Source organism: Microbacterium luteolum (assembly GCF_039533965.1).
Classification (GTDB): domain Bacteria; phylum Actinomycetota; class Actinomycetes; order Actinomycetales; family Microbacteriaceae; genus Microbacterium; species Microbacterium luteolum.
Genome location: NZ_BAAAUN010000001.1, coordinates 3364695 through 3389565 on the forward strand (window position 1 = coordinate 3364695; position 24871 = coordinate 3389565).

Below are 24871 nucleotides of genomic sequence, written 5' to 3' on the forward strand. Positions count from 1 at the left end.
CATTATTCGCAATTGCGTGTGTCTATTATGCACCTTAGAGTGGATGTGGCGTCGACGTCGGCGCGGAACGAAGGAGACACGATGGGCGCTCGACCCGACCGCAAGGATCTGCACACGCTGTCCGATCTCAGCCTGGCCGTGCATGCGGGCAACCAGCTCGACTCGACCCTGGCGCTGCGCACGCCCCTCGTCATGGCGAACTCGTACCAGCTGCCCGACGACCCGAGCGAGATCAGCTGGTCGGCGACCGCGCCGGGGCTGTACACCCGCAACACCGGCGTCAACCAGGCCGCACTCGAACACAAGCTCGCCGCCCTCGACGGCGCAGAGGACGCGGTCGCCCTTGCCTCCGGAGTGGCCGCCCTGCACGCCGTCTTCTTCACCCACGTGCGCGTCGGCGACCATGTCATCGTGAGCGATGTGGTGTACGAGGCCACCTGGCGCCTGTGGACCGAGCTGCTGCCCCAGCGCTACGGGCTGGAAGCCACCTTCGTCGACATCGGCGACCTCGACGCGGTGCGCGCCGCCATCCGGCCCGAGACGAGACTCGTCTGCATCGAGGCCATCGCGAATCCGACCACGAAGGTCGCCGACGTGAGCGCGGTCGCCGAGATCGCGCACGCCGCGGGCGCCATCCTGATGGTCGACTCCACGTTCTCGCCACCGCCGTTCTACCGGCCGATCCAGGACGGCGCGGATCTGGTCGTGCACTCTCTGACGAAGTACCTCAACGGCCACGGGGATGCGATGGGCGGATCGGTGGCCGGTCGCCACGATCTCATCGAATCCATCAAGGCCGATGCGATGGTCGATGTCGGAGGGATCATCTCGCCGTTCAACGCCTGGCAGATACAGCGCGGAACGGTGACGCTGCCCCTTCGGCTGCGCCAGCACTTCTCTTCGGCGATGCGCATCGCCGAGATGCTCGACGGCGACCCGCGTGTGGAGTACGTGGCCTACCCCGGCCTCGAATCCCATCCGGACCACGACCTCGCCCTGCGTCAGTTCGGCGGGCGCGGCTTCGGCGGCATGATGGCGTTCGCCGTGAAGGGGTCTCCTGACGTGCAGAATCAGTTCGTGGCGAACCTGCGACTGATCACGTCCGGATTCTCCCTCGGGCACGACGACTCGCTGATCGTCCACACGGGGACCGAAGGGGGGCGCGTCGCCACGTACCCCGAGCCGTTCCGGAAGTTCGGGCACCTGCGGCTGTCCGTCGGGCTCGAGGACGCGGACGACCTTCTCGCCGACCTGCGAGCGGCGCTGGACGCCACCTTCGGGAGCTGACGGTCCTCACGATCGAGTGTCAGTGCTCGGGCTCGGCTGCCGGGGGCTGTGCGGCGATGAGCTTCATGAAGGTGGTGAGCAGGCCGAGAGCGTCGCGGGACGGGTCGAGCAGCGCCTGAATCCGCAGGCCGTCGACCATCGCGAGCACCAGGGTGATCTTCTCGTCCGCCGTCAGGAGCTCGTCCTCCTTCGTGGGAAGAGGCCCGTCCGTGAATCGCGACCGCATGCGCTCCCGGCGTCCGAGGAAGAACTCGTGGGCCGGATGCTCGGGATTGGTCGCGGCGACCGTGAGCGCCAGCCAGTTGCGCTGGAAGTCCGATTCGGCGAACTCATCGGCCAGGACGGCGCTGAGGATCTGCTCTCCCGGGACATGGGCCGTCATGATCCGGGAGGCGAGGTCCTCCTCGTGGGCCTCGCGCTGGGCGAGCGCCGCGGGCAGGAGCTCGTCCTTGCCGGAGAAGTGGCGCAGCAGTGCGGCGTGGGTGAGCCCGGCTCGGGCGGCGATGTCGCGGAGCGAGGCCCGCTCGTAGCCGTGCTCGGCGAAGCTGGCGAGTGCGGCTTCGACGATCTCCGCACGTCGCGCTGGCGTGGTCGCACTCGGGCCTCGGCGGCGGGGGGAGGGCTCGGCGGGCAACGTCGACGTCATGCTCCCACCCTCTCACTTTTGCCTTCTGTAACCAAAGTGGTTACTATCGCTCTGGATCGCAATCGGTTGCCATAAGAACTCCGATCGCATCACGCGAGTACGCCCAGTGGAGGGCGCCGCGGATCACTGAACGATGAAGGAGTCCAGGTGACCAGCAACGAGTCCGATCGCGGCGAAACGATCGATTCGATCGTCGCGACCCAGCCGGTTGCCGGCAACGCGCCGGATGAGACCCCGCTCGAGGGGGCGGCAGCCGTATCCGAGCCCACCGCCAGGGTCAGCGGCGGCTACATCTTCTGGCTGATGCTCGCGAACTTCGGAGCGTCCATCGCGATGATGGTCCCGCTCGCCTACGGCCTGGCCCTGCGCATCACCGAGCTCGTCCCCGGTCATGAGGAGGTGCTCGGCTACGTCACCGGAACCGCGCAGCTCATCTTCCTCGTCCTGAGCCCGATGATCGGCATCTGGAGCGACCGCACGCGTTCGCGGTTCGGGCGGCGCACGCCATTCCTGTTCCTCGGCGCTGCGCTCGGCATCACCGGTGCCGTCATCATCGGGTTCGCGCCGAGCCTTCTGCTCGTCGGGGCCGGCTGGGTCGTCGCCATGACCGGATGGTCGACGGCGGGAGCCGCGATCCAGACCCTCCAGGCCGACAAGCTCCCCGAGGAGCAGCGCGGCAAGGTGTCGGCGCTCACCGGTCTGATGACCCAGATCGCCCCCGTGCTCGGCATCGGCATCGCCTACGCCGTGTCGTCGAGCACTTTCCTCGTGTTCTTCGTCCCCGCTGTCATCGGCGTCGTGCTCCTCGTGCTGCTTCCGACCTTCAACAAGGAGGGGAGCTCGAAGGATCTCGTCGTCGACTCGACCGTCACCCTCAGGAAGGTCGTCGCGGGGTACGGCTTCAACGCCCGCAAGTACCCCGACTTCGCCTGGAACTGGGTGGGCCGCATGGTCTTCTTCATCGGTCTGTACTTCAACACCACCTTCGGGACGTTCTTCTACGCCCAGCGGCTCGACCTGCCCGTCCGCGAGGTGGCCGGCGTGGTCGCGACCGTGGGGATGCTGGGCGTCGTGGCAGCCGCGGGCGGCGCGCTCCTCGGCGGGTTCCTCTCGGACAAGCTCAAGCGGCGGCGCCTCTTCGTGCTCATCGCGGCGTTCATCTTCATCGGCGGCGCGTTCGCGGAGGCCTTCGCCTGGTCGCTGCCGCAGCTCATCATCGGCGCCGTCCTCATGCAGCTCGCGATCGCCGTCTTCGCCACGGTCGACCAGGCGATCGTCTACGCGATCATCCCCGACCGCGCCGAGTCCGGGCGCTACATGGCCGTCGTCGCCTTCGCGCAGAAGATCCCGAGTGCGATCGCCCCGCTGATCGCGCCGCTGATCATCACGATCGGCGCTGTCGGAGCCGAGAAGAACTACACGCTGCTGTACCTGATCGGTGCGGCCTTCGCCCTCGTCGGCGGCCTCATCATCATGTTCAAGGTCAAGGCGGTGCGCTGACATGACCATCGCAAGGAACCTCGAGTCGCTCGCCTCCGCTCCCTACGACCTGCGGATCGACAGCGGCGGCGACGGCTTCGTCGTCTCCGGAGCCGCCCCGCGGATGTCCTTCGTCGTTCCCGTCGAGGCAGGGGACTGGAGTGGTGTCGAGCTCGAGGCGACCGTCGACGGGAAATCTCTCATCGCCACGGTGGATTCGGCAGAGCACCTCTTCCTCGCGTGGCCGTGGACCCCGCTCTCGAGCGGGCGGCGCGTGCAGTGGCGTGTCCGGGTGCAGACGGCAGACGGGCGCTCGGCCTGGTCGGAGTGGGCGCGGTTCGAGTGCGGACTGCTCGATGCGGACTGGTCGGCGGAATGGATCAGCCCCGTCGAGCACGAGGACCCCGGCTACGGTGCCCGCGGCGCCCACACCCTCGCCCGGTCGTTCGACGCATCGGAGATCGTGTCGGCCCGGTTGTACTCGACGGCGCTCGGGGTCTACCAGGCGACGATCAACGGGCACCGGGTCGGCACCGCCGAGCTCTCGCCCGGCTCCACGTCGTACGACCGCACCCTCCATGCCCAGGCCGCTGATGTGACCGCGCTCCTCCGGGACGGCGGGAACACGCTCGAACTCGAGCTCTCGGACGGCTGGTACCGCGGTCAGGTCGGCGCGTTCCGCCTGCCGGCCGGCTGGGGGACGACGCCGGCGGCACGGGCGGAGCTGCACCTCGTGCTGTCCGATGGGACGCGGAGCATCATCCGCACCGACGGCGCGTGGACCAGCGCACCGTCGACCGTCATCCGCGCCGATCTGATGGACGGGCAGACGACGGACTTCCTCGCCGACACCGGATCCCCCGAGCCGGTGATCGTCGGGGCGGTCGACGGACCGCCCGTCTCGTGGTCGCCCGCTCCGCCGGTCCGCGTCGTCGAGACGCGCGACGCAGTGAACGCCGCCCGCATCGCGGATGACGTCTGGGTGCTCGACTTCGGACAGAACGCGTCCGGATGGATCCGCCTGACCGATCTCGGCCCGGTCGGCACCCGCACCGTGATCGACTACGGCGAGCACGTCGGCCCGGACGGCGACCTCGACACCTCGCACCTGGATTCGACAAAGCCCGGAGAGCCCGACGTCGTCTTCGTGCAGCACGACGAGGTCGTCTCCGCCGGCGGCGATGAGGTCTTCGAGCCGCGCCACACGGTGCACGGCTTCCAATTCGCCCGGGTGCGTCGGGAAGGCGCTCCGTTCGACGTGTCCTCGGCGCAGATGCGCATCGTGCAGACGGACCTCCGTCGGACGGCGGCGTTCGAGTCGAGCGATGCTGCACTCAACCGACTCCACGAGGTCGCGGACTGGAGCTTCCGCGGCAACGCGGTGGATGTCCCCACCGATTGCCCGACACGCGAGCGCCTGGCCTGGACCGGGGATTACCAGGTCTTCGCCCCGACCGCGGCGCGACTGTACGACGTGCTCGGGTTCACCCGGAAGTGGCTGCAGTCCGTCCGCGACGATCAGCTGGACGACGGGCGTATCGCGAACTTCTCGCCGGACGGGCGCCGGATCAAGCGCCATCTCGACGATCAGTTCGCCATGATGACCGGGTCGTCGGGGTGGGGTGACGCGATCACGTTCGTGCCATGGGAGATGTACACCGCGTACGGCGACGCGGGAGTGCTCGCCGAGAACTGGGATGCCATGGTGCGCTGGGTCGACTGGGCTCGGGGTGCCGCGCGCACCGCGCGGCACCACTCCCGGGTCGAGCGTTCTGCCGAACCGCTGCCACACGAGGAGTACCTGTGGGACGGCACGTTCCACTGGGGGGAGTGGACCGAACCTGTTCCGAAGGCGGAGGACGGCTCACGACTCGATCCGATCAAGACAAACCCGATGGCCTGGTTCATGGCCGACAAGGGGGAGGTCGGCACGGCCTACCTCCACCGCTCGACGCGCATCCTCGCGGACGCAGCGGTCGTGCTGGGTCGCCCCGAGGATGCCGCTCGCTACGCCGACGATGCCGATCGCATCCTCGAGGCCTGGCGCACCGAGTACCTGCGCGAGGGCGGGCGGACGGCGCAGGACACGCAGGCCGCGTACGTCCGGGCGCTCTCGTTCGGGCTCATCCCCGAGGCGCAGCGTGCAGGGGCGGGGGAGCGGCTGGTCGAGCTCGTCCACGAGGCCGGGACGCACCTCGGCACCGGCTTCCTCTCGACGGGAGACCTGCTGCCGGTGCTCGCCGACAACGGGCACGCCGACCTCGCCTACGAGCTGCTCTTCCAGCGAAGTGCGCCGTCGTGGATGTACATGATCGACAGGGGAGCGACGACCATCTGGGAGGACTGGGAGGGGATCGACGACGAGGGTGTGGCTCACGAGTCGCTGAACCACTACAGCAAGGGTGCGGTGATCCGCTTCCTCCACACCCACACGCTGGGGCTCCGTCAGGACGCCGACTCGGTCGCCTGGGAGTCGTTCACGATCGCGCCGCTCCCGGGCGGCGGACTCACCTGGGCGAAGGGCCATCTCGACACCCCGCAGGGCCGGGTGCGCGTGGAGTGGCGGACCGAGGGCGACGAGTTCCACCTCGATGCCGATATCCCGGCCGGGTCCACCGCGACGGTGGTGTTCCCCGACGGTTCGACGCGCACCGCCATCCCCGGCTTCTTCTCCGGACGGGGGCGGGTCGCCGCGGGCTGACGGCGATCCGGTAGTCTGAGTGAAACTACTAGTTGACTCAGAATTGGAGCACCGATGCCCGCGTTCCCGTCCGACTTCCTCTGGGGCGCCGCCAGTGCGCCGCACCAGGTGGAGGGCAACAACGTCAACAGCGACTTCTGGATGCAGGAGCCCCACATGACGGGCGCCGATCGCAGCGGCGACGCGCTCGACAGCTACAACCGCTACCCCGAGGACATCGCCCTCATCGCGGAATCGGGTCTGGACACCTACCGGTTCGGGATCGAATGGGCCCGCATCGAGCCGGCTCCCGGGCAGTTCTCGCGCGTGCAGCTCGCCCACTACCGGCGCATGATCGACACCGCGCTGGAGGCGGGGGTGACGCCCTTCGTCACCCTCCATCACTTCACCTCACCCCGGTGGTTCGCCGAGGAGGGCGGATGGCGCTCGCCGCAGGCCATCGCCAGATTCCGCGCCTATGTCGAGGTCGCGACGACGATCCTCGACGGTGTCGAGTGGGTCTGCACGATCAACGAGCCGAACATGCTCGCGATAATGGTCGGCGAGGCCGAGGCTGCTCTGGATCCGGACTCCGACGTCGAGTGGCTGAGCCCGACGCTCGAGGCGGACACGCCCCGCCCGATCAAGCCGGCGCCGTCCGAGGAGATCGGACGACGCCTGATCGAGGCGCACCATGCAGCCCGCGAGATCCTTCGGGAGCGCACCGACGCGCGCGTCGGCTGGTCGGTCGCGAACCGTGCGTTCGAGACCCGGCCGGGTGCCGAGGAGGTGCGACGGCGGCTCGAGTACATCTGGGAGGACCTGTATCTCGAGGCCGCCGCGGATGACGACTACATCGGCGTGCAGGCGTACTCGGCGCAGTGGGTCGGGCTCGACGGCATCGAACCGCACCCCGTGCATCCCGACAACACGCTGGTGCGGACGGCGTACCGTCCGGATGCGCTCGGCATCGCCGTCCGTCACACCGCCGAGGTGCTGCCGCGCGTGCCGGTGGTCGTCACGGAGAACGGCATCGCCACGGCGGATGACGCTCGACGGATCGCCTACACGGAGGCCGCCCTGGGGTCGCTCGCCGAGGCGATGGCTGAGGGGGTCGACGTCCGCGGATACATCCACTGGAGCCTTCTCGACAACTACGAGTGGGGGCATTGGTCGCCCACGTTCGGACTCGTGGCCGTCGATCGGGAGACTTTCGAGCGCCGCCCGAAGCCCAGCCTGGCGTGGCTCGGGAACGTCGCCCGTGCGCAGCGTGGGGAGGGCGGCGACGGGATGTGAGGCCGACTCCCGCAGGGCGGCCGCGTCAGCTCAGGGCATCGGCCCCGAGCAGCGCGCGAATGTGCCACTCGACCTGCGCACGGATGTCGAACGGCGGGCCCTGCATCCATTGGAGCTGCAGGCCCTCCCAGGCGGCCAGGAGGAGATGGGCCGCGGAGTCGGGGTCGATCGAGGCGTCGACCCGCCCGTCCTGCTGCAGGCGGCGGATGTCGGTCGCCACGACCTCCGTCGAACGTGCCCAGCGCGCCTGGAAGAAGTCGTTCGCGGGGTGGGCGGGGTCGGCGGCAGCGCCGGCGAGCTCGTTGTAGAGGCGTGCATAGTTCGTGCGCTGCACGCCGGCCTCCGCGCGAGATCCCATGTCGGCGATCGCCCCCGCTTCCGCGCCGCGCGCGCGGATGTTCTCGTCGTCGTGCTGTGCGAGCGCGGCGATGAACAGGGCCTCCTTGGTCGGGAAGTGGTAGAACACTGTCGCCTCGCTCGTCTCGGCGAGTTCGGCGATGTCCGACACCGACACGTTGCGGTGGCCGTGCCGGCGGACGAGGTCGAGTGCGGCCTTGCTGAGTGCCTGGCGTCGCTGATCCGACTTCGCGTACGGACCTCTCTTCTGGGCCATCCGGGTCCTTCCGATTGCTCTTGAGTGTGGCGCTCAGGCAATGTTATGCTCATCCGGCCAAAGTAATAGTCGACTCAGAATTGAGTCGAGGGAAAGGTGAAGATGCCTGCGTCGACTGTCGATCGCCGTCGCCTCGTGCGACGGCACAACCCTGTGCTCACGGCAGCGCATCCCACCGGGGTGCTCACCGTCGGCAACGGCGACGTCGCGCTGACGGTCGACATCACGGGCCTGCAGACCTTCCCCGCGTTCCACGAGCTCGAGCCCGATCCGCATCGCGTCGCAGGCACCGGCATCGACGGCCTGCCCGAGCAGCGCGTGCGTGTCTTCGACGTCGACGACTTCCAGATTCCGCTGCGCACGCAGTCGTCCTGGGCTTGGTACCGCACCAGGACGACGCGCGAGTTCGACCGCGATGAGACCGTCACCCGGTACGACACGGCGCGAGGCCCGGTCCCCTACTACGACAGGATGGGCCTGCAGCGCGCGGGGGACGAGATCGCCGAGGAGTTCGCCGCCGGCGCCTGGTTCCACTACAACCCGCGTCGCGCACACCTCGGGCGCTTGGTGCTCACGCCCCCGGCCGGTGCGCCGCAGCTCATCGACATCGCGGCGATGACGGACCCGAGGGCGGAACTCGACCTCTGGTCGGGCCGGGTGCGTGCGGAGTACTCGATCGGCGGGGAGGCCGTCACCGTGACGACGGTCGCGCACCCCGAGCAGGACGCCTTCGCCGTGAAGCTCGAATCGCCTCTGCTCCTGAGCGGGTGGGGAATCGCGTGGACCTTCGACACCCAGCCCGACGACCTCGCCCCGTTCGAGCTGCCGCTGGCGGAGTCGACGACGTGGACCCGTCTCGATCCGGCTCGATGGACGGCTCGCCGACGCGTGGAGACCATGTCGTACGGCGTCGAGATCTCCACGAGCGGTGAGCTGGGTCGTCAGGGAGAGCATTCCGTCGTCGCCACGGCGGCGGCGGAGTCGCTGGAAGTCGTCGTCAGCCTGCATGCCGAAGACCGGGGTGCGGAGCATCTCCCGCCGTCGTATGGACAGGTCGTGCGGGCGGCGGAGGCGTGGTGGGAGGATCACTGGTCGAACGGAATCGCCGTGTCGTTCGCGGGCAGCGATGACGAGCGCGCGGGCGAGCTCGAGCGCCGCGTCGTGCTGTCGCAGTATCTGACGGCCGTCAACAGCGCAGGATCGACCCCGCCCGCGGAGACCGGCCTGACGTACAACACCTGGACGGGCAAGTTCCACCTCGAGATGCACTGGTGGCATGCCGCGCACTTCGCGCTGTGGGGTCGGGGTCATCTGATCGAACGAAGTCTCGATTGGTATCACGGTGCGCTCGACGCGGCGCGAGCCACGGCATCCTGGCAGGGGTACCGTGGCGTGCGCTGGCCGAAGCAGACCGATCCCTCCGCCGCCGAGTCGCCGAGCAACATCGGCGTTTTCCTGGTGTGGCAGCAGCCGCACATCATCCACCTGCTGGAGCTTCTCCGGCAGGAGGGCAGGGGCATGGAGTTCCTGCGCGCGCACTATCCGCTGGTGCAGGAGACCGCCGAGTTCATGGTGGACTTCGTAGAGGAGCAGGATGGCGCCTTCGTCCTGCCGCCGCCGATCATCCCCGCCCAGGAGAGCTATCTCGCGGACCGCAGGACGAACGCGAATCCGACGTTCGAGCTCGCCTACTGGTCGTGGGCGCTCGATGTCGCCAACGAATGGCGGTCGCTGCTCGGACTCGAGGTACGCGAAGAGTGGGAGCGGGTCGCCCGCAACATGGCGAAGCCCGCCGTCCTCGATGACGGGACCTATGCGGCGCTGAGCACCCCGCCGCACCTGATCCGCAAGGACCACCCGTCGATGCTCATGGCGCTCGGCTGGCTTCCCCCCAACGACACCGTCGACGCGGATGCCATGCGGGCGACGCTCGACGCGGTGTGGGCTCGGTGGGATCTGCAGTCGAGTTGGGGGTGGGACTACCCGGTGATGGCCATGACCGCGGCTCGGCTCGGGGACCTCTCACTCGCCTTCGATGCACTGTTGCTGCCGTCGCCGAAGAACGAGTTCCTCCCGAACGGCCACAACCCGCAGATCCCGGGCTTCCTGTCGCTGTATCTCCCGGCCAACGGGGGACTTCTCGCCGCGATCGCGCACATCGTGACGGCGATCGAGGACGGCGCTGCGCTGCCGGACGGATGGCGAGTGACCTACGACGGTGCATCCGCGCCGTCCGTGTCGGAGCATCGCGCGGCTTCCGCCGCCGTCTGACCCACTGGAACGAGGAGAGAGGATTCTGAACCCGTCAAAGGCAACCGGTTGACACGCGCGAAGCGCGACCCCCTGTACCGACACAGCAGCAACCGATATCGAACCGCGAGGCGGTTCGTCGTTCGAAGGATTTTCAATGATGAGGACCATGCGTTTCCCCCACCCTGCCCGCGGCACCCGACGTCTGGCGGCTGTCGCCGGCGGGCTCGTCGTCGCGACGGCGGTCACCCTCTCGGGCTGCTCTGCGCCCGAGCCGAAGGAACCCGCTGCGGAGACAGGCGACGTCGAGCTGACGTTCATGAATCAGTCGCGCGGCCAGGAGGCGGCGCTCACGCAGCTCGCCGAGCAGTATGGCGAAGAGACCGGAGTCACGGTCACGATCGACTCGCCCGGACCTGCCGACTATCTGCCGAAGCTGCAGGCGCGAGCGCAGTCGAACTCGATGCCCGACATCTACTCCTCGTTCCAGGCCACCGACATGGCGCCGTTCTACAAGGCCGGTTGGGCGATGGATCTCACGTCCGAGCTCGAGGGCGACTGGAGCGATGACTTCAGCCCCGCGATCATCGAGATGTCGACCTTCGAAGACGGCAACAACCTCGACGTCCCGGCGGGGATCTATACCGTTCACTGGGAGACCCAGACGTACGGCTTCCTCGTGAACCCGACGCTCACCGGGATGACCCTGGACGACGCTCCGGCGACGACCGAGGACTTCATCGACGCTCTTGCCTCCGCGGACGAGGCCACCGGCGGCTTCTCGGTCGCGGCATCGCTGACGCCGCAGTTCCTGCAGGCCATCGTCTCCAACTGGCTGACCGACGACGAGATCGCGGCGACGTTCAACGGCGAGGAGAGCTGGGAGCAGGATGCCTGGCACGATGCCTTCCAGGTCCTGGTCGACATGAAGGACGCGGGTGTGATCGCCAACGGCGCGCTGGTCGGCGGACAGGATGACAACCCCAACGTCGAGACGTCGTTCTTCACGCAGGCGATGGGCTCGATCTTCGACGCGTCGCCCGGCGTCTCCGTGGGGCTCCGCACGAACCCCGAGTTCGAGGACTACTTCTCGGTGGGCATCCCGGCCGTCGACGGCGGTACGGAAGACCCGCGTTCCCCGGGCGTCCCCGGAAAGGGTGCCGTCATCAACCCCAAGGGCGAGCACCCCGAGGAGGCCCTGGCCTTCGTGAAGTGGCTGACGGAGCCCGAGCAGCAGGCGGTGTTCGCCGAGGTCGGCCGCATCCTGCCGACGAACCCCGAGCTTCTCGCGAGCGGCGACGTGCCGACCCAGCTCGCCGGGTTCGCATCGGGTGTTGAGACCGTCCAGGTCATGTCCGCGACGTTCGCGACCGACGTCCGCACCGCCATCGTGGCCGAGGCGCAGCGGGTCGTTCTCGGCGAGGCGACCATCGACGAGGCGCTGGCGAACATCCAGGCCGCTCAAGACCGAGTGTCATGACGACGTCGTCCCTCGAGCTCTCTGCGCGGCGCCCCGTTCGGGCGCCGCGCAGGAAGCGCTCGCTCCGCGCCAACCTGTTGGGCTGGCTCTTCCTCGTCCCTGCCATCGCGCTCATCGGGATCTTCACGATCGTGCCGTTCGGACAGGCCATCCTGCTCAGCTTCCAGTCGTGGGACGGCGTGAGCCCCGACACCCCGTGGGTGGGGCTCGCGAACTACGAGTTCATCGCGAGCGATCCGATCTTCTGGGCCTCGATGAGGAACGTGCTCTTCTTCGGGGTGGTCGGCTTCTTCGTGGGGAACGGCGTCGCGCTCGGCATGGCCCTCGCCGTGAACCGCGTCACCCGCGGCAAGACGTTCTTCCGCACGGTGTTCTATCTGCCGGGCGTGCTCTCGGTCGTCGTCGTCGGGCTGCTGTTCTCGTTCATCCTCGCCCCGGGGTCGGGTGTGCTCAATCGCGTGCTCGAGCTGGTCGGTCTGGGAGCCCTGCAGCAGAACTGGCTCGGCGATCCCTCCGTCGCGCTTCCCGCTGTGGCCGCCGTGTTCGTCTGGTTCCACTGGGGCTTCGGCTTCCTCCTGTTCCTCGCCGGTCTGCAGGATGTCCCGAAGGAGCTCTACGAGGCCGCCGAGCTCGACGGTGCGCGTCCGTGGACCCAGTTCCGCTACATCACGTGGCCGCACCTCGCGCCCGTGACGTCCATCGTGAGCCTGCTCACTCTGCTGGCGGCGCTGCAGATCTTCGGCACGGTCCAGGTGCTCACGAACGGCGGACCGGGGTACCACACGATGGTGCCGACGCTCGCGATCTTCAACGAGGCGTTCGTCAACTGGCGCTACGGCACCGCCGCAGCGATGTCCGTCGTCTTCGGCGGTGCGCTCGTGCTGCTCTCCGTGCTGCAACTCGCCATCACCGGGCGGAGGTCCCGCGCATGACGCTCATCACTCAGCCGCTCGTCGACGAGGCGCCTGTCGCCACCGAGCCCCTCCGGCCCCGGACGCGTCGTCGTTTCCGTGCCGACAAGGTCGGGCTCTACGGGCTCCTCGTCATCGCGGCGCTCACGGCACTGCTGCCGCTCCTCTGGATGCTCTCCGGCTCGCTGCAGAGCCTGACCGAGCTGCTGTCGAACGACACCTTCCTGCCCTCCGAGCCGCAGTGGCAGAACTACGTCACAGCCTGGGTCCAGGGCGACCTCGGCACCTATCTCCGCAACAGCGTCGTATACACGGGATGCGCCGTCGCCGGCATCCTGATCGTCTCGAGCCTGGCGGGCTACGCGCTCGCCCGTCTCGATTTCGCGGGCAAGGGGGTGTTCACCTTCATCATCCTCGCCGTGATGATCATCCCGGCCCCGGCCATGTTCCTCGCACAGTACAAGCTTCTGATCTCGCTCGGACTGACCAACAATCCGGTGGGCTACATCCTGATCCTGATCACGTCGGGCATCCCGATGTCGACGCTCATCATGCGCAGCTTCTTCGTCAGTCAGCCGCGCGACCTGGAGGAGGCTGCGGCACTCGACGGTGCGGGCCCGCTGCGGATCTTCTGGAGCGTCATCCTCCCGCTCGCACGGCCGGGGCTCGCAGCGGTCGCGGTGATCCAGGGACTCGGCGCCTGGAACGAGTACCTGATGGCCCTCGTGCTGTTCGACGACAACGCTCTGATGCCGATCCAGCGAGGGCTCACGGCGTTCACGTCGGCGGAGACCCCGCAGCAGCAGATCCTGCTGGCGGCGACCACGATCTCCATCGTGCCCGTGGTGATCTTCTACCTGATGGCGCAGCGGCACATCGTGAAGGGGATCGGCGCCGGCGCGATCAAGTAGGCGGGGTGGGAGCGCGACCCGCTCCTCACCTCGTCGGTGCTGCCGTCGACTCCCGGACGATCAGTTCGAGGGGCAGGACGACCTTCGACGGCGCACGGTTGTGCTCGGGATCGATGAGCGTCTCCATCGCCCGCGTGCCGATCTCGCGGAGCGGTGAACGCAGCGTCGTGAGCGCGGGCACGGCGAGCTCGGCGCTGAAGATGTCGTCGAAGCCGATCACGCTGAAGGCCTCGGGGAGCGAGAGGCCCGCGCTGCGGGCGGCGCGGAGGAGGCCGTGTGCGACGAGGTCGTTGTAGGCCAGGACGGCGGTGACGCCGCTCGCTCGCACCCGCCGCAGTGCGTCGGCGCCGCCCTCGACGGTGGGGGCGTCGACGGCGATCTCGACCACCGCGATGCCGCGGGCGTCGGCGAGATCCAGGGTGAGGTCCCAGCGGGACCTGTTGATCTGGGCGCCGCCGAGACCGAGGTACGCGACCGATCGATGCCCGAGATCATCGAGATGGTCGAGGGCGGCGACGAGGCCCATCGGAAGATCCGGAGCGACACTCGGCAGCGAGGGAGTGGAGTGGTTGGCGCCGACGATCGGCTTGACCGTGGCCAGGGCGGCGAGTTCGGCATCGTCCAGCCGGGAGGCCACCACGAGGAGGCCGTCCACGGAGGGTTGCAGAGTCTCGATGGTCTCCCGCTCGATCTCTGCCGACCCCTCGGTCTCCGAGATGATCAGGGTGAAGCCGTTGGCGCGCGCGACCTGCTCGGCACCGCGGATCAGTTCGAAGTGCACGGGATTGGTGATGTCCGGAAGGACGATCGCGTACGTGCCGGAGAACCCCGTGGGCAGCGCTCTGGCCATGGGGTTCGCCCGATAGCCGAGCTCCGCGGCGGCGGCACGGATCTTCTCCTCGGTGGCGGCGTTGGTGCGACCGGGCTTGTTGAGCGCTCGCGACACGGTGGACGGATTGAGGCCGACCCTCTGGGCGATGTCGTAGATCGTCGGGCGTCGACCGGCGCGCGCCTCGGGCGCTCCCGCTGAGTCCGTGGTCTCGGGTTCGTCTTTCGACATCGACGTGTCTTCCTCTGTCGCGGCTGCTGGCATCCGGTTCCACCGATCGTACGACAGCGGCTCGCCTCAGGCAGGTTGGGCGTGCCGAACCCGAATGGCAACCGGTTGACAATTCGGAACGGAACCGCTCAAATGGGGGGATGCCCCAGCCGCTCCGACGCGACCGAGACCGCCTGTTCCCCGCCGATCCCTCCACCCGCTCCCTCGCGCGCACCCTGTACGAGAGGGTCGCCGACGCGCCGATCATCTCGCCGCACGGGCATGTTCCGGTGGAGTGGCTCGTCGACGACCGCGCCTTCGCCGATCCCGCGTCTCTGCTCATCACGCACGACCACTACGTCACCCGGCTGCTCCATGCATCCGGAGTCGCACTCGACGAGCTCGGTCTGGGGGGAAGCGCAGCGGATCCGCGCGACATCTGGCGTCGATTCGCCGAGCGCTGGCCGCTCTTCGCCGGCACCGCATCGGGGTACTGGATCGCCGAGTCGCTGGAGAACGTCCTCGATGTGACGGTGCCGCTCTCCGCAGCCACGGCGGCTGAGACCTACGACCTCATCGCAGCGCAGCTCGCCACGTCGGCCCTGCGGCCACGGGCGCTGTTCGAGCGGTTCGGCATCGAGGTCCTCGCCACGACCGACGACCCGCTCGACGACCTCGCCGGGCACGCGGCGCTCGCCGCCGAGGGGAAGGTCGGCCGGGTGCTCCCGACGTTCCGACCCGATCGGTACCTCGATCCGGATGCCGTGGGGTTCGCGCCCCGCGTCCGGCAGCTTCTGAGCGCGACGGAGAATCAGAGCACGTTCGCCGGATACCTCGCCGCTCTCGAACAGCGGAGGCGATACTTCATCGATCACGGAGCCGTCTCGGCCGATCACGGCGTCGAGATCCCCGAAACCCTCGACCTCGATGCCGCGGCGGGCGAAGCGCTCTTCGCCCGGGTGATCGCCGGCGATGCGGATGCCGCAGACCGGCAGGCGTTCCGGGCGCACATGCTGCTGCAGATGGCGCGGATGAGCGTGGAGGACGGTCTGGTCATGACCGTCCACGCCGGCGTCGTGCGCAACCACAGCTCGACGACGTTCCGACGGTTCGGAGCGGACACCGGTCACGACATCCCGCGCCGCACCGACTTCGTCGGCGGACTGCGTCCCCTGCTCGAGCGGTTTGGACTCGACCGCGACCTCCACCTGGTGCTCTTCGCGGTCGACGAGACGGTGTACTCGCGGGAGATCGCGCCTCTCGCCGGGTTCTATCCGAGCGTCTACATCGGCGCACCGTGGTGGTTCCTGGACGCTCCCGACGCCATGGCGCGATTCCGCTCGGCGGTGACCGAGACCGCCGGGTTCTCGCGCGGCTCCGGTTTCATCGACGACACCCGCGCCTTCCTGTCGATTCCTGCGCGCCACGACACGTCGCGCCGCGCGGATGCCGCCTTCCTCGCCCGGCTCGTCATCGAGGGCAGAGTGGACGAGGAGACGGCGAGCGCCGTGATCGACGACATCGTCGGTCCTCAGCCGAAGCGGGTGTTCAAGCTGTGACGACCTCTTCCTCATCGCTTCTCGGGGAACGGACTGCGGCAGCACCGCCGGTCCGGATCGTGCACCTCGGGCTCGGCGCCTTCCACCGATCGCATCAGGCCTGGTACACCGCCCGCGCCGCGGACGCCGAGCAGTGGGGGATCGCCGCCTACAGCGGACGAAGGGCCGCACTGGCCGAGGCGCTGAGCGCCCAGCAGGGCCTGTACACACTGGTCGTGCGGTCGCCGGACGACGATCGGGCCGAGCGCATCGGCAGCATCGTCCGCGCGCATGGCGGGTCCGAGCTCGATCGGTTCCTCGCCGACGTCGCGGCGCCGACGACGGCGATCGTGTCGCTCACGATCACCGAAGCCGCCTACTCCTCCGCGGAGACGGACGTCGATGTTCCCGTGCTGCGCTCTCTCGGTGAGGGCGTCGAGCCGACGGACGCAGAGCCGCGCACCGCGCTCGGGCGCCTGGTCGTCGCGCTGGAGGGTCGGCGACGCGGCGGGGGCGGCTCTCTGGCTCTCGTCTCCTGCGACAACCTCCCGGACAACGGAGGGGTCCTGCGCGCCGCTGTCGGCTCGCTCGCCGACGCGGTGCCCGGCCTCGGCGACTGGGTCGAGGAGCACGTGTCGTTCGTCTCGAGCTCGGTCGATCGGATCACCCCTCGACTCTCCGACGACGAGACGGCTGAACTCGTGGATCGCTACGGCGATCGCGCGCCGGTCGTCGCCGAGCCCTTCTCCGACTGGGTGATCGCCGGCGCCTTCCCCGCGGGCCGGCCGCAGTGGGAGACGGCTGGTGCGCGGTTCACGGACGATCTCGACCCCTGGGAGGCGCGAAAGCTCTGGTTGCTGAACGGCGCCCATACGCTGCTCGCCTCGCTCGGCCGGCTTCGAGGGCACCTCACTGTGGCCGAGGCCATCGTCGACACCGAGTGCCTCCGCGCCGTCGATGCTTACTGGGACGAGGCCTGTCGGCACCTTCCGGTCGCACTCGGTCTGGCGGAGTATCGCGCGGCGCTGCTCGACCGGTTCCGGAACCCCCGGATCCGGCATCTGCTCGCGCAGATCGGGCTCGATGCCGACACCAAGATGCGTGTCCGCATCGCGCCGGTCGCCGAGCGCGAACGCCGTGCAGGGCGATCCGCCGCTGCCTGTGCGGCGGTCGTCGCCGCGTGGCTGGCGGTCGAGGGGCAGGGCTCGGATCTCCCCGCTGTACGCCTCGCCGTCGCCGATCTCAGCGCCGTGCTCGGGGCTGACGCCGACTTCGTGGAAGCTGTGCACCGGAACAGGCGACAGGTCGGAGATCTCACGCTTCGGTAACAAGTTGGCAATCGGTTGTCAAAACTCTCGATCCCTGCTTTACTGACACCAGAAGCCGCTTTCCTTGTCCGCCTCACCTCTGCTGACAAGCGGTTGCGCACCAAGTCGTTTCATCCAAAGGAGTATGAGCAATGTGGAACACCCGTAAGCACACCCGAGTCGGGCGCCGCGCGGCGCTGCCCGCCGCGATGCTGATCGCCGCTCTCGCGGTCAGCGGATGCGCCGCCAGCGCACCTGAGACCGACGGCGACACGACGGCGACCGTCGAGGAGAAGGATCTCGCCGTCGCGGCGGTGTCCGCCCCCAACTCGCTCGACCCCGCGCAGATCGTCGACGGCCAGCAGATGTTCGTCTGGTCCTCGATCCTCGACACCGTGCTGCGCAAGGACCCGGAGACCGGGGAGCTGCTTCCAGGAGCAGCCGAGAAGTGGGAGTACAACGAGGACGGCACCGAACTCACGCTCACGCTGCGCGACGGAATGACGTTCAGCTCCGGCGAACCCGTGGATGCGGCCGCCGTCGCCGCGACGCTGCTGCGTTCCAAGGCCACACCGGGTGCAGTGCAGAGCCGTCTCGCCGCGGTCGCGGATGTCGTGGCGAAGGACGACAAGACCGTCGTCATCAGCTTCTCGGCGTTCGACCCGCAGTTCCTCGACAACCTCGCCCAGGGTCCTGGTGCCATCGGCGATCCGGCGACCATGGATGAGGAGCGCACAGCCACCGACCCTGTCGGATCCGGCCCGTTCACGCTCGACGTCGAGAAGACCGTTCCCGGCAGCAGCTACGTGCTGGTCAAGCGCGACGACTACTGGGATGCCGAGAACGTGCCGTTCAAGACGCTCACGGTGAAGGTGCTCCAGGACCCGACAGCATCTCTCAACGCGCTGCAGGCCGGCGAGCTCAACGCGGCGACGGTGCAGTCGCAGGTCGTCTCGCAGCTCGACGCGAGCAAGTTCACCATCACCGTCAACGATGCGGTGGCCGTGGGCTACCTCAACATCCTCGATCGTGCCGGGGCGAAGTTCCCGGCGCTCGGCGACGTGAAGGTCCGTCAGGCGATCAACATGGCCATCGACCGCGAGGGCGTCCTCAAGGGGATCTTCAGCGGTGTGGGCATCGCGACCACCCAGCTGGTCAGCCCGTTCGGCGAGGTCTACGACGAGAAGCTCAACGACACGTACGAGTACGACCCCGAGAAGGGCAAGAAGCTCGTCGAGGAAGCCGGGTACGCCGGTGAGACCTTCCAGATCCCCAGCACGTTCCTCAGCACCACGATCGAGCCCGTCCTGACGCAGGCGTTCGCCGACATCGGCCTGACGCTCGAGTGGGTGACGGTGCCGCCGCAGCAGGCGCAGGCCGCCGCGCGTTCGGGCGAGTATGGGCTCTACTACCAGATCCTCGGATTCAACTCCGACTCCGCGGACCTCGCGACGACGATCGGCGCCGCCGGCTTCGGCAACCCGACCGGGTACACCGATTCCACCCTCGACGGATACTTCGACGAGATCAACAACACCGTCGACTTCGCCGACGCGCTGCCGGTCTACAAGGAGCTGAACGAGTACGTGGTGGACCAGGCCCTCGTCGCCCCCATCGCCTACATCGGCGCCACCTGGGCGACGGCCGACGGGATCACCTACGTCGGCAAGGCCAACACCCTCTCCACGATCCGACTGTTCGACGTCACCGAGTGAGTGACGGGTGGGGGTGCGGTTCGCCGCATCCCCACCTCACACCGGGAGTCTCTTGATGCTCAGCTACATCCTCCGCAGGCTCGGCGCCGGCGTCGTGCTCGCGATACTGGTGACCCTCATCACCTTCCTTCTTCTCAGCACCTCGTTCAACGACGTCGCCCAGTCGATCCTCGGCACCTCGGCGACACCCGAGGTCGTCGCCGACCTGATCGCCGCCAAGGGCTGGGATCGCCCGGTGATCGTCCAGTACTTCGACTGGCTGTTCCATGCCGTGCAGGGCGACTTCGGCGTCTCGGTGTACACCTCGCTGCCGGTCGGACCTTCCGTCCTCCAGCGCCTCGCCGTCACGCTGTCGATCATCGTGCCGGCCCTGCTGCTGACCGTCGTCCTCTCCGTCTTCCTCGGAGTCTGGGCGGCGTCGCGCGGGGGAGTCGTCGACCGCATCGCGCAGGGGATCTCCCTGATCGGCTACATCGTCCCCGGTCTCCTGCTGGCGATCGTCCTCGTGGTGGTCTTCGCCGTGCAGCTCAAGTGGCTGCCCGCGACCGGGTTCACGCCCTTCGCGGAGGACCCGGGCGCGTGGGTGCGCAGCATCACCATCCCGGTGATCGTGCTCACCATCGGCGGCGTCGCGAACATGGCGGCCCAGGTACGAGGGCGCATGATCGACGAGCTGCGCCGGGACTACATCCGCACCCTGCGCACGCGCGGATCGTCGACGACGTCGATCGTGATCAAGCACGCGCTGCGCAACGCCGCGAGTCCCGCACTCACCGTGATGTCGCTGGAGTTCATCCAGATGTTCGGCGGTGCGCTCATCATCGAGAACGTCTTCGCGCTGCCGGGCTACGGCAGCTTCGCCTTCAACGCGTCTCTACAGGGCGACATCCCCGTGATCCTGGGCATCACCGCGTTCGGCGTGCTGCTCGTCACCGTCGTCAACCTCCTCACCGACCTGGCCAACGGTTGGCTGAACCCGAAAGCGAGAGTCCATTGAGCGACGAACGCCCACTCCCGACGAACACCCGCACGGTGACGACGCCCAGCACCGAGCTGCTCGTCACCCTCGACAACGCGGCCAAGGCGCGGACGTCGACCTGGCGCCGCATCCTGCGCGATCCGCAGGCCGTCGTGACGCTCGGGCTCCTCGCCGTGATCTTCCTCCTCGGACTCCTCACGCCGTGGCTGGCACCGCACGGCCCGAACGACGCCGAACTCGCGATGATCAATGCGCCGGTCGGCACGCCCGGGTATCTGCTCGGCGCTGACGAGGCCGGGCGCGACATCCTGTCGCGCCTGCTCCACTCGATCAACACGGCGGCCGTCTCGGCGCTGATCGGCGCCGGTGTCGCCCTGGCCGTCGGTGTCGTCGCCGGACTCATCGGCGGCTACTTCGGAACCGTGACACGAGCGACGACCGAGTGGCTGTTCAACCTCGTCATGACGTTCCCCGGCATCCTGCTGCTGATCATCCTGATGCCGGTGACCGGTGGCGACTACCGGTTCACGATGCTGATCTTCGGAGTCCTCCTGTCGCCGGGCATCTACCGGATCGTGCGCAACCTGGTGCTGGGAGTGAAGAACGAGCTGTACGTCGATGCTGCGCGGGTGTCGGGACTCGGCAACCTGCGCATCCTCGGACGCCACGTGCTCTTCGTCATCCGAGGGCCGATCATCATCGCCGCCGCCTTCCTGGCCGGCTCCGCGATCGCCGTGCAGTCTGGTCTCGCCTTCCTCGGTGTCGGCTCTCTGCAGATCCCGAGCTTCGGCTCGATGATCTCGTCGGGATTCCGCAACCTCTACATCGCACCGACGCAGTTCCTGTGGCCGAGCCTTCTGCTCGGGATCATCACGGCGTCGCTCGTGCTGCTCGGCAACGCTCTGCGCGACATCCTCGAGGGCTCCATGCCGAAACCCGCCAAGGTCGGACGCGGCCAGCGTGTGCTCGACAGCGCCGGAGAGGCGACAGCCGCACGGACCGGGCTGCTCGAGATCAGCGATCTCGCGATCGCCTACCCGGGGCCGAGCGGCGGCCTCAACGAGGTCGTCCGCGGCGTCGACCTGTCGATCGCCCGCGGGCAGATCGTCGGTCTGGTCGGTGAATCCGGATCGGGGAAGTCGCAGACGGCGTTCGCCTCGCTCGGTGTGCTGCCCAACGAGGCGGTGATCACCCGCGGGTCGATCCGTTTCGACGGGCGCGAGCTCGTCGGGCTGACGGACGCCCAGATGCGTCCGCTGCGGGGAAAGCAGATCGCCTACATCCCGCAGGAGCCCATGTCGAACCTCGACCCGTCCTACAAGGTCGGCGCGCAGCTGATCGAGGGCGTGCGCTCGGCGCTCGGAGTGACCCGCGCAGAGGCGACGGCCCGCGTGCTCGCGCTCCTCGAGCGTGTCGGGATCGCCGATCCGCAGCGCACGTTCGACTCCTATCCGCATCAGATCTCCGGCGGGATGGCCCAGCGCGTGCTGATCGCAGGGGCCGTCGCGAGTCGGCCGAAGCTCCTGATCGCCGACGAACCCACGACGGCGCTGGATGTCACCGTACAGGCCGAGATCCTCGACCTGCTGCGCGACCTGCAGTCCGAGCTCGACATGGCGATCCTCCTGGTCACGCATAATTTCGGCGTCGTCGCCGACCTCTGCGACCGCATCGCCGTGATGCAGAACGGCGTGATCGTCGAAGCGGGCACGGCTGCCGAGGTGTTCTCGCACCCCACGCACGAGTACACGAAGATGCTGCTCGGCGCGATCCTCGACGAGAGTGCGGTCCGCACGGATCCGCCCGTCACGACCTCTGAGGAAGGGAACCGGCCATGAGTCTGCTCGAGGTCGATGAGCTTCGCGTCTCCTTCCCCGGTCGGGGATGGCGCGCGAAGCCGGTGGAAGTCCTGCACGGCGTCTCGTTGAGCGTGGCGCCGGGGGAGACCCTGGGGCTGGTCGGCGAATCCGGATCGGGGAAGACCACGATCGGACGAGCCGTGCTGGGTCTCGTGAATCCGTCAGGGGGCGACATCCGGTTCGACGGCACGTCGATCGCCGGCATCCACGCCCGTGAGCGTCGGAGGCTCGCCCGCGACATCCAGGTGGTGTTCCAGGATCCGTACACCTCGCTGAACCCCTCGATGACGATCGGCGACATCCTCGCCGAGCCGCTGGTCATCCAGGGCGCGACGGCGAAGGACGCCCGGGCGCGGGTGAAGGCCCTGCTCGACCAGGTGGGGCTGCCATCGGATGCCGTCGAGCGGCTGCCCCGGGAGTTCTCGGGCGGTCAGCGTCAGCGGGTCGCGATCGCCCGGGCGCTCGCTCCCCAGCCTCGTCTGATCGTGTGCGACGAGCCGGTGTCGGCGCTGGACCTCTCGACGCAGGCCCGAGTGCTCGACCTGTTCGTCGAGATCCAGCGAGCGACGGGTGTCGCCTATCTCTTCGTCTCCCACGACCTCTCGGTCGTCCGTCACATCAGTCACCGCGTGGCCGTGCTGTATCGCGGAGACCTGGTCGAGACGGGCTCGGCCGAGCACGTCACCTCGACTCCGGATCACCCCTACACCCGGAAGCTGCTCCTCGCAGCGCCCGTCGCCGACCCCGCACGGCAGCGCGAACGCAGACAGGAGCGCCAACGAGTGGCGGCCGCATCATGACGCAGCATCCGATCATCCCCGGCTATCACCCCGACCCCTCGATCTGCCGCGTGGGCGAGGACTACTACCTCGCCCACTCGAGCTTCGAGTACTCGCCGGGAGTCCCGCTGTTCCGCTCGCGCGACCTGATCTCGTGGACGCAGCTCGGCAACATCCTCGATCGACCGGAGCACCTCGACGTGCGCACAGGTGTCGCGGGCGCCAGCGGGGGGATCTACGCCCCGACCCTGCGCCACCACGACGGCCGGTTCTGGATGATCACGACGAACATCCACGAGGTGGCTCACGGACACATCCTCGTGCACGCCGACGCTCCCACGGGGCCGTGGAGCGAGCCCGTGCGCGTCGCAGGTCTCATCGGCATCGATCCCGACATCGCCTGGGATGATGAGGGCACCTGCTTCGTGACCTGGAGCGACGTGATGCGCGGCGGCATCTCGCAGGCGGTGATCGACCCGCTCACCGGCCAGGTGCTCTCCGAGCCGCGCTCGCTGTGGGCAGGAACCGGTGGCGCGCATGCGGAGGGGCCTCATCTGATCCGCCGTGGCGAGTGGTGGTACCTCCTCGTCGCGGAAGGCGGGACCGGACCGGGGCACATGGTGACGATCGCGCGGTCGCCGGACATCGACGGCCCGTTCGAGCCCGCGCCGAGCAACCCGATCCTCACCCACCGCAGCACGAGCGCAGCCGTGCAGTCGACCGGACACTCCGACCTCGTCGAGCTCGCGGACGGCTCGTGGGCTCTCGTCTTCCTCGCGACGCGTCCCCGGGGCACCTTTCCCCGGTGGCACACGAACGGCCGTGAGACCTTCCTCGCGGGCGTCGACTGGGTCGACGGCTGGCCGGTCATCGACGAGGCGCGCTACGACGTCCCACCCGCGACGTCCGCGTTCGTCGACGAGTTCGACGGCGAGGCGCTGCATCCGCGGTGGATCTCGCCCGGAGTCTCCCCGTCGTCCTTCGCTCACCCGGGCGCCGATGGTCTGCGCCTCGCGCGAGGACGCGACCCGCTCACCACGAGCGCCGAACGGCTGCTCGCGGTGCGGGCCGAGGATGAGCTCTGGTCGGCGCGCGTGCGGGCGACGGGCGATGTCGCGCTCTCCGTCCGCATCGACGACGCGCATCAGGTGCTGGTCGAGAGGATCGATGCCGAGGTGCGGGTGCGTGTCGTGATCGGCCCGCTCAGCGACGTCGTCGCACGTGCGGCGGCGCCGGCGGACGCGGCGCTCGAGATCAGGGCCACGGAGTTCGAGGCCGAGCGCGGCGCACGTCGCGGACCCGATCTGCTGCGGGCGGGCTACGCGTCTGCCGAGGGCTTCGTCGAACTGGCGAGCATCGACGGCCGCTACCTCTCGACCGAGGTGGCCGGCGGATTCACCGGACGGGTGATCGGTGTCGAGGCGCTCGGCGAGGGGGTCGTCGTCCGGCGGTTCGCATATGAGGGCGGTCTCCCGGCCTGATCACTCCTGCGGGCGAGCGCGCAGCTCGGGCACGAACGACGACATCAGCGATGTGACGCACCCGTCGACGTCGATCGCCGCGCGATCGAACAGCCACTGCGTATGCAGCCCGTCTGTGGCGGCGATCGTGAGTGCCGCGAGATGCGTCGGCGAGAGATCCGTCGACAGGCGGCCCTCGTCGCCGAGACGCGTGAACAGCCGTGTCATGAAGGAGCGGATGTAGCGGTAGCGCGTGGCGAAGTACTCGTGCGCTGGGTGGCCGGTCGCTGTGGCCTCTCCGGTGAGCACGGCGCTCAGCTCGACCAGGCCCACTCGCTGGTCCCTCTCGATCAGGGTGGTGGCCATGCCGCGGAGGACGTCGAGGGGATCGGCGCCGGCGTCGAGGACCGCGTTGCGGGCGAGGTAGTCGGCGCTGCGCTCGTCCTGCAACTCGAGCACCGCCATGAGGAGGTCTTCCTTGCGGGGGAAGTGATGCAGGAGCCCGGTGTGGCTGATGCCCGCCCGCCGTGCGATCTCGGCCATCGACGCCCCATGGAATCCGGACTCGCCGAAGATCGTCAGGCACGCGTCGAGGATGCCGCGGCGCACGGCCGCGGTCTTGGCGTACTGGACCATCGAGGC

Annotated in this window: 19 protein-coding genes; 15 read left to right on the forward strand and 4 right to left on the reverse strand. The window is 68.5% G+C overall.

The annotated features are described in order from the left end of the window. Positions 1-81 precede the first annotated feature (81 nt). Positions 82-1287, forward strand: coding sequence for a trans-sulfuration enzyme family protein (locus ABD648_RS16240; protein WP_282215998.1), 1206 nt, complete (start codon positions 82-84; stop codon positions 1285-1287). Between the two features lie 19 nt (positions 1288-1306). On the opposite strand, the gene ABD648_RS16245 is transcribed toward ABD648_RS16240, so the two are convergent. Then, positions 1307-1933 (reverse strand): TetR/AcrR family transcriptional regulator, encoded by a 627-nt coding sequence (locus ABD648_RS16245; protein WP_282215999.1) that lies wholly within the window; start codon positions 1931-1933, stop codon positions 1307-1309. Between the two features lie 147 nt (positions 1934-2080). On the opposite strand from ABD648_RS16245, the gene ABD648_RS16250 reads away from it, so the two are divergent. From ABD648_RS16250 to ABD648_RS16260, 3 genes are read left to right on the forward strand one after another with little or no spacing between them, the layout of a single operon-like run. After that, a complete protein-coding gene (locus tag ABD648_RS16250) occupies positions 2081-3433 on the forward strand; it encodes an MFS transporter (RefSeq protein WP_282216000.1) in 1353 nt (450 codons plus the stop codon). A gap of 1 nt (position 3434) precedes the next feature. Beyond that, positions 3435-6113 (forward strand): family 78 glycoside hydrolase catalytic domain, encoded by a 2679-nt coding sequence (locus ABD648_RS16255; RefSeq protein ID WP_282216001.1) that lies wholly within the window; start codon positions 3435-3437, stop codon positions 6111-6113. 54 nt (positions 6114-6167) lie between these two features. Further along, positions 6168-7388 carry a glycoside hydrolase family 1 protein gene (locus ABD648_RS16260; protein ID WP_282216002.1) on the forward strand — a complete coding sequence of 407 codons (1221 nt, stop codon included), beginning with the start codon at positions 6168-6170 and terminating at the stop codon, positions 7386-7388. A 25-nt stretch (positions 7389-7413) separates the two neighbouring features. Here ABD648_RS16260 and ABD648_RS16265 read toward each other — a convergent pair whose 3' ends face one another. Beyond that, on the reverse strand, positions 7414-8001 hold the full coding sequence (locus tag ABD648_RS16265; RefSeq protein WP_282216003.1) for a TetR/AcrR family transcriptional regulator: 588 nt from the start codon (positions 7999-8001) through the stop codon (positions 7414-7416). Between the two features lie 102 nt (positions 8002-8103). Between ABD648_RS16265 and ABD648_RS16270 the strand changes: the two genes are divergently transcribed. From ABD648_RS16270 to ABD648_RS16285, 4 genes are all read left to right on the forward strand, one after another. After that, complete coding sequence (locus tag ABD648_RS16270) at positions 8104-10272, forward strand: hypothetical protein (RefSeq protein ID WP_282216004.1); 2169 nt, start codon at positions 8104-8106, stop codon at positions 10270-10272. Between the two features lie 148 nt (positions 10273-10420). Next, the gene (locus ABD648_RS16275; RefSeq protein WP_282216005.1) at positions 10421-11731 is read left to right on the forward strand and encodes an ABC transporter substrate-binding protein; all 1311 of its coding nucleotides are present in this window, start codon (positions 10421-10423) and stop codon (positions 11729-11731) included. Next, the gene (locus tag ABD648_RS16280) at positions 11728-12663 is read left to right on the forward strand and encodes a carbohydrate ABC transporter permease (RefSeq protein ID WP_282216006.1); all 936 of its coding nucleotides are present in this window, start codon (positions 11728-11730) and stop codon (positions 12661-12663) included. The genes ABD648_RS16275 and ABD648_RS16280 overlap by 4 nt, the downstream gene beginning before the upstream one ends. After that, on the forward strand, positions 12660-13553 hold the full coding sequence (locus ABD648_RS16285; RefSeq protein ID WP_282216007.1) for a carbohydrate ABC transporter permease: 894 nt from the start codon (positions 12660-12662) through the stop codon (positions 13551-13553). The genes ABD648_RS16280 and ABD648_RS16285 overlap by 4 nt, the downstream gene beginning before the upstream one ends. 25 nt (positions 13554-13578) lie before the next feature. Here ABD648_RS16285 and ABD648_RS16290 read toward each other — a convergent pair whose 3' ends face one another. Further along, on the reverse strand, positions 13579-14613 hold the full coding sequence (locus ABD648_RS16290) for a LacI family DNA-binding transcriptional regulator (protein ID WP_282216008.1): 1035 nt from the start codon (positions 14611-14613) through the stop codon (positions 13579-13581). Between the two features lie 140 nt (positions 14614-14753). Between ABD648_RS16290 and uxaC the strand changes: the two genes are divergently transcribed. The 7 genes from uxaC to ABD648_RS16325 all read left to right on the forward strand — a co-directional run bounded on the left by uxaC (position 14754) and on the right by ABD648_RS16325 (position 24250). Further along, positions 14754-16151 (forward strand): glucuronate isomerase, encoded by a 1398-nt coding sequence (uxaC, locus tag ABD648_RS16295; RefSeq protein WP_282216009.1) that lies wholly within the window; start codon positions 14754-14756, stop codon positions 16149-16151. After that, a complete protein-coding gene (locus ABD648_RS16300) occupies positions 16148-17458 on the forward strand; it encodes a mannitol dehydrogenase family protein (RefSeq protein ID WP_282216010.1) in 1311 nt (436 codons plus the stop codon). Before uxaC ends, ABD648_RS16300 begins: the two co-directional genes overlap by 4 nt. Before the next feature lie 131 nt (positions 17459-17589). Further along, positions 17590-19152 (forward strand): ABC transporter substrate-binding protein, encoded by a 1563-nt coding sequence (locus tag ABD648_RS16305; RefSeq protein WP_282216011.1) that lies wholly within the window; start codon positions 17590-17592, stop codon positions 19150-19152. 55 nt (positions 19153-19207) lie between these two features. Continuing rightward, on the forward strand, positions 19208-20149 hold the full coding sequence (locus ABD648_RS16310; RefSeq protein ID WP_282216012.1) for an ABC transporter permease: 942 nt from the start codon (positions 19208-19210) through the stop codon (positions 20147-20149). 35 nt (positions 20150-20184) lie between these two features. Further along, on the forward strand, positions 20185-21969 hold the full coding sequence (locus ABD648_RS16315) for a dipeptide/oligopeptide/nickel ABC transporter permease/ATP-binding protein (protein ID WP_282216013.1): 1785 nt from the start codon (positions 20185-20187) through the stop codon (positions 21967-21969). Beyond that, the gene (locus ABD648_RS16320) at positions 21966-22790 is read left to right on the forward strand and encodes an ATP-binding cassette domain-containing protein (protein ID WP_282216014.1); all 825 of its coding nucleotides are present in this window, start codon (positions 21966-21968) and stop codon (positions 22788-22790) included. The genes ABD648_RS16315 and ABD648_RS16320 overlap by 4 nt, the downstream gene beginning before the upstream one ends. Continuing rightward, positions 22787-24250 (forward strand): glycoside hydrolase family 43 protein, encoded by a 1464-nt coding sequence (locus ABD648_RS16325; protein ID WP_282216015.1) that lies wholly within the window; start codon positions 22787-22789, stop codon positions 24248-24250. Before ABD648_RS16320 ends, ABD648_RS16325 begins: the two co-directional genes overlap by 4 nt. Here ABD648_RS16325 and ABD648_RS16330 read toward each other — a convergent pair whose 3' ends face one another. Continuing rightward, positions 24251-24865: a TetR/AcrR family transcriptional regulator gene (locus ABD648_RS16330; protein ID WP_282216016.1), complete on the reverse strand. Its 615-nt coding sequence runs from the start codon at positions 24863-24865 to the stop codon at positions 24251-24253. Positions 24866-24871: the final 6 nt, after the last annotated feature.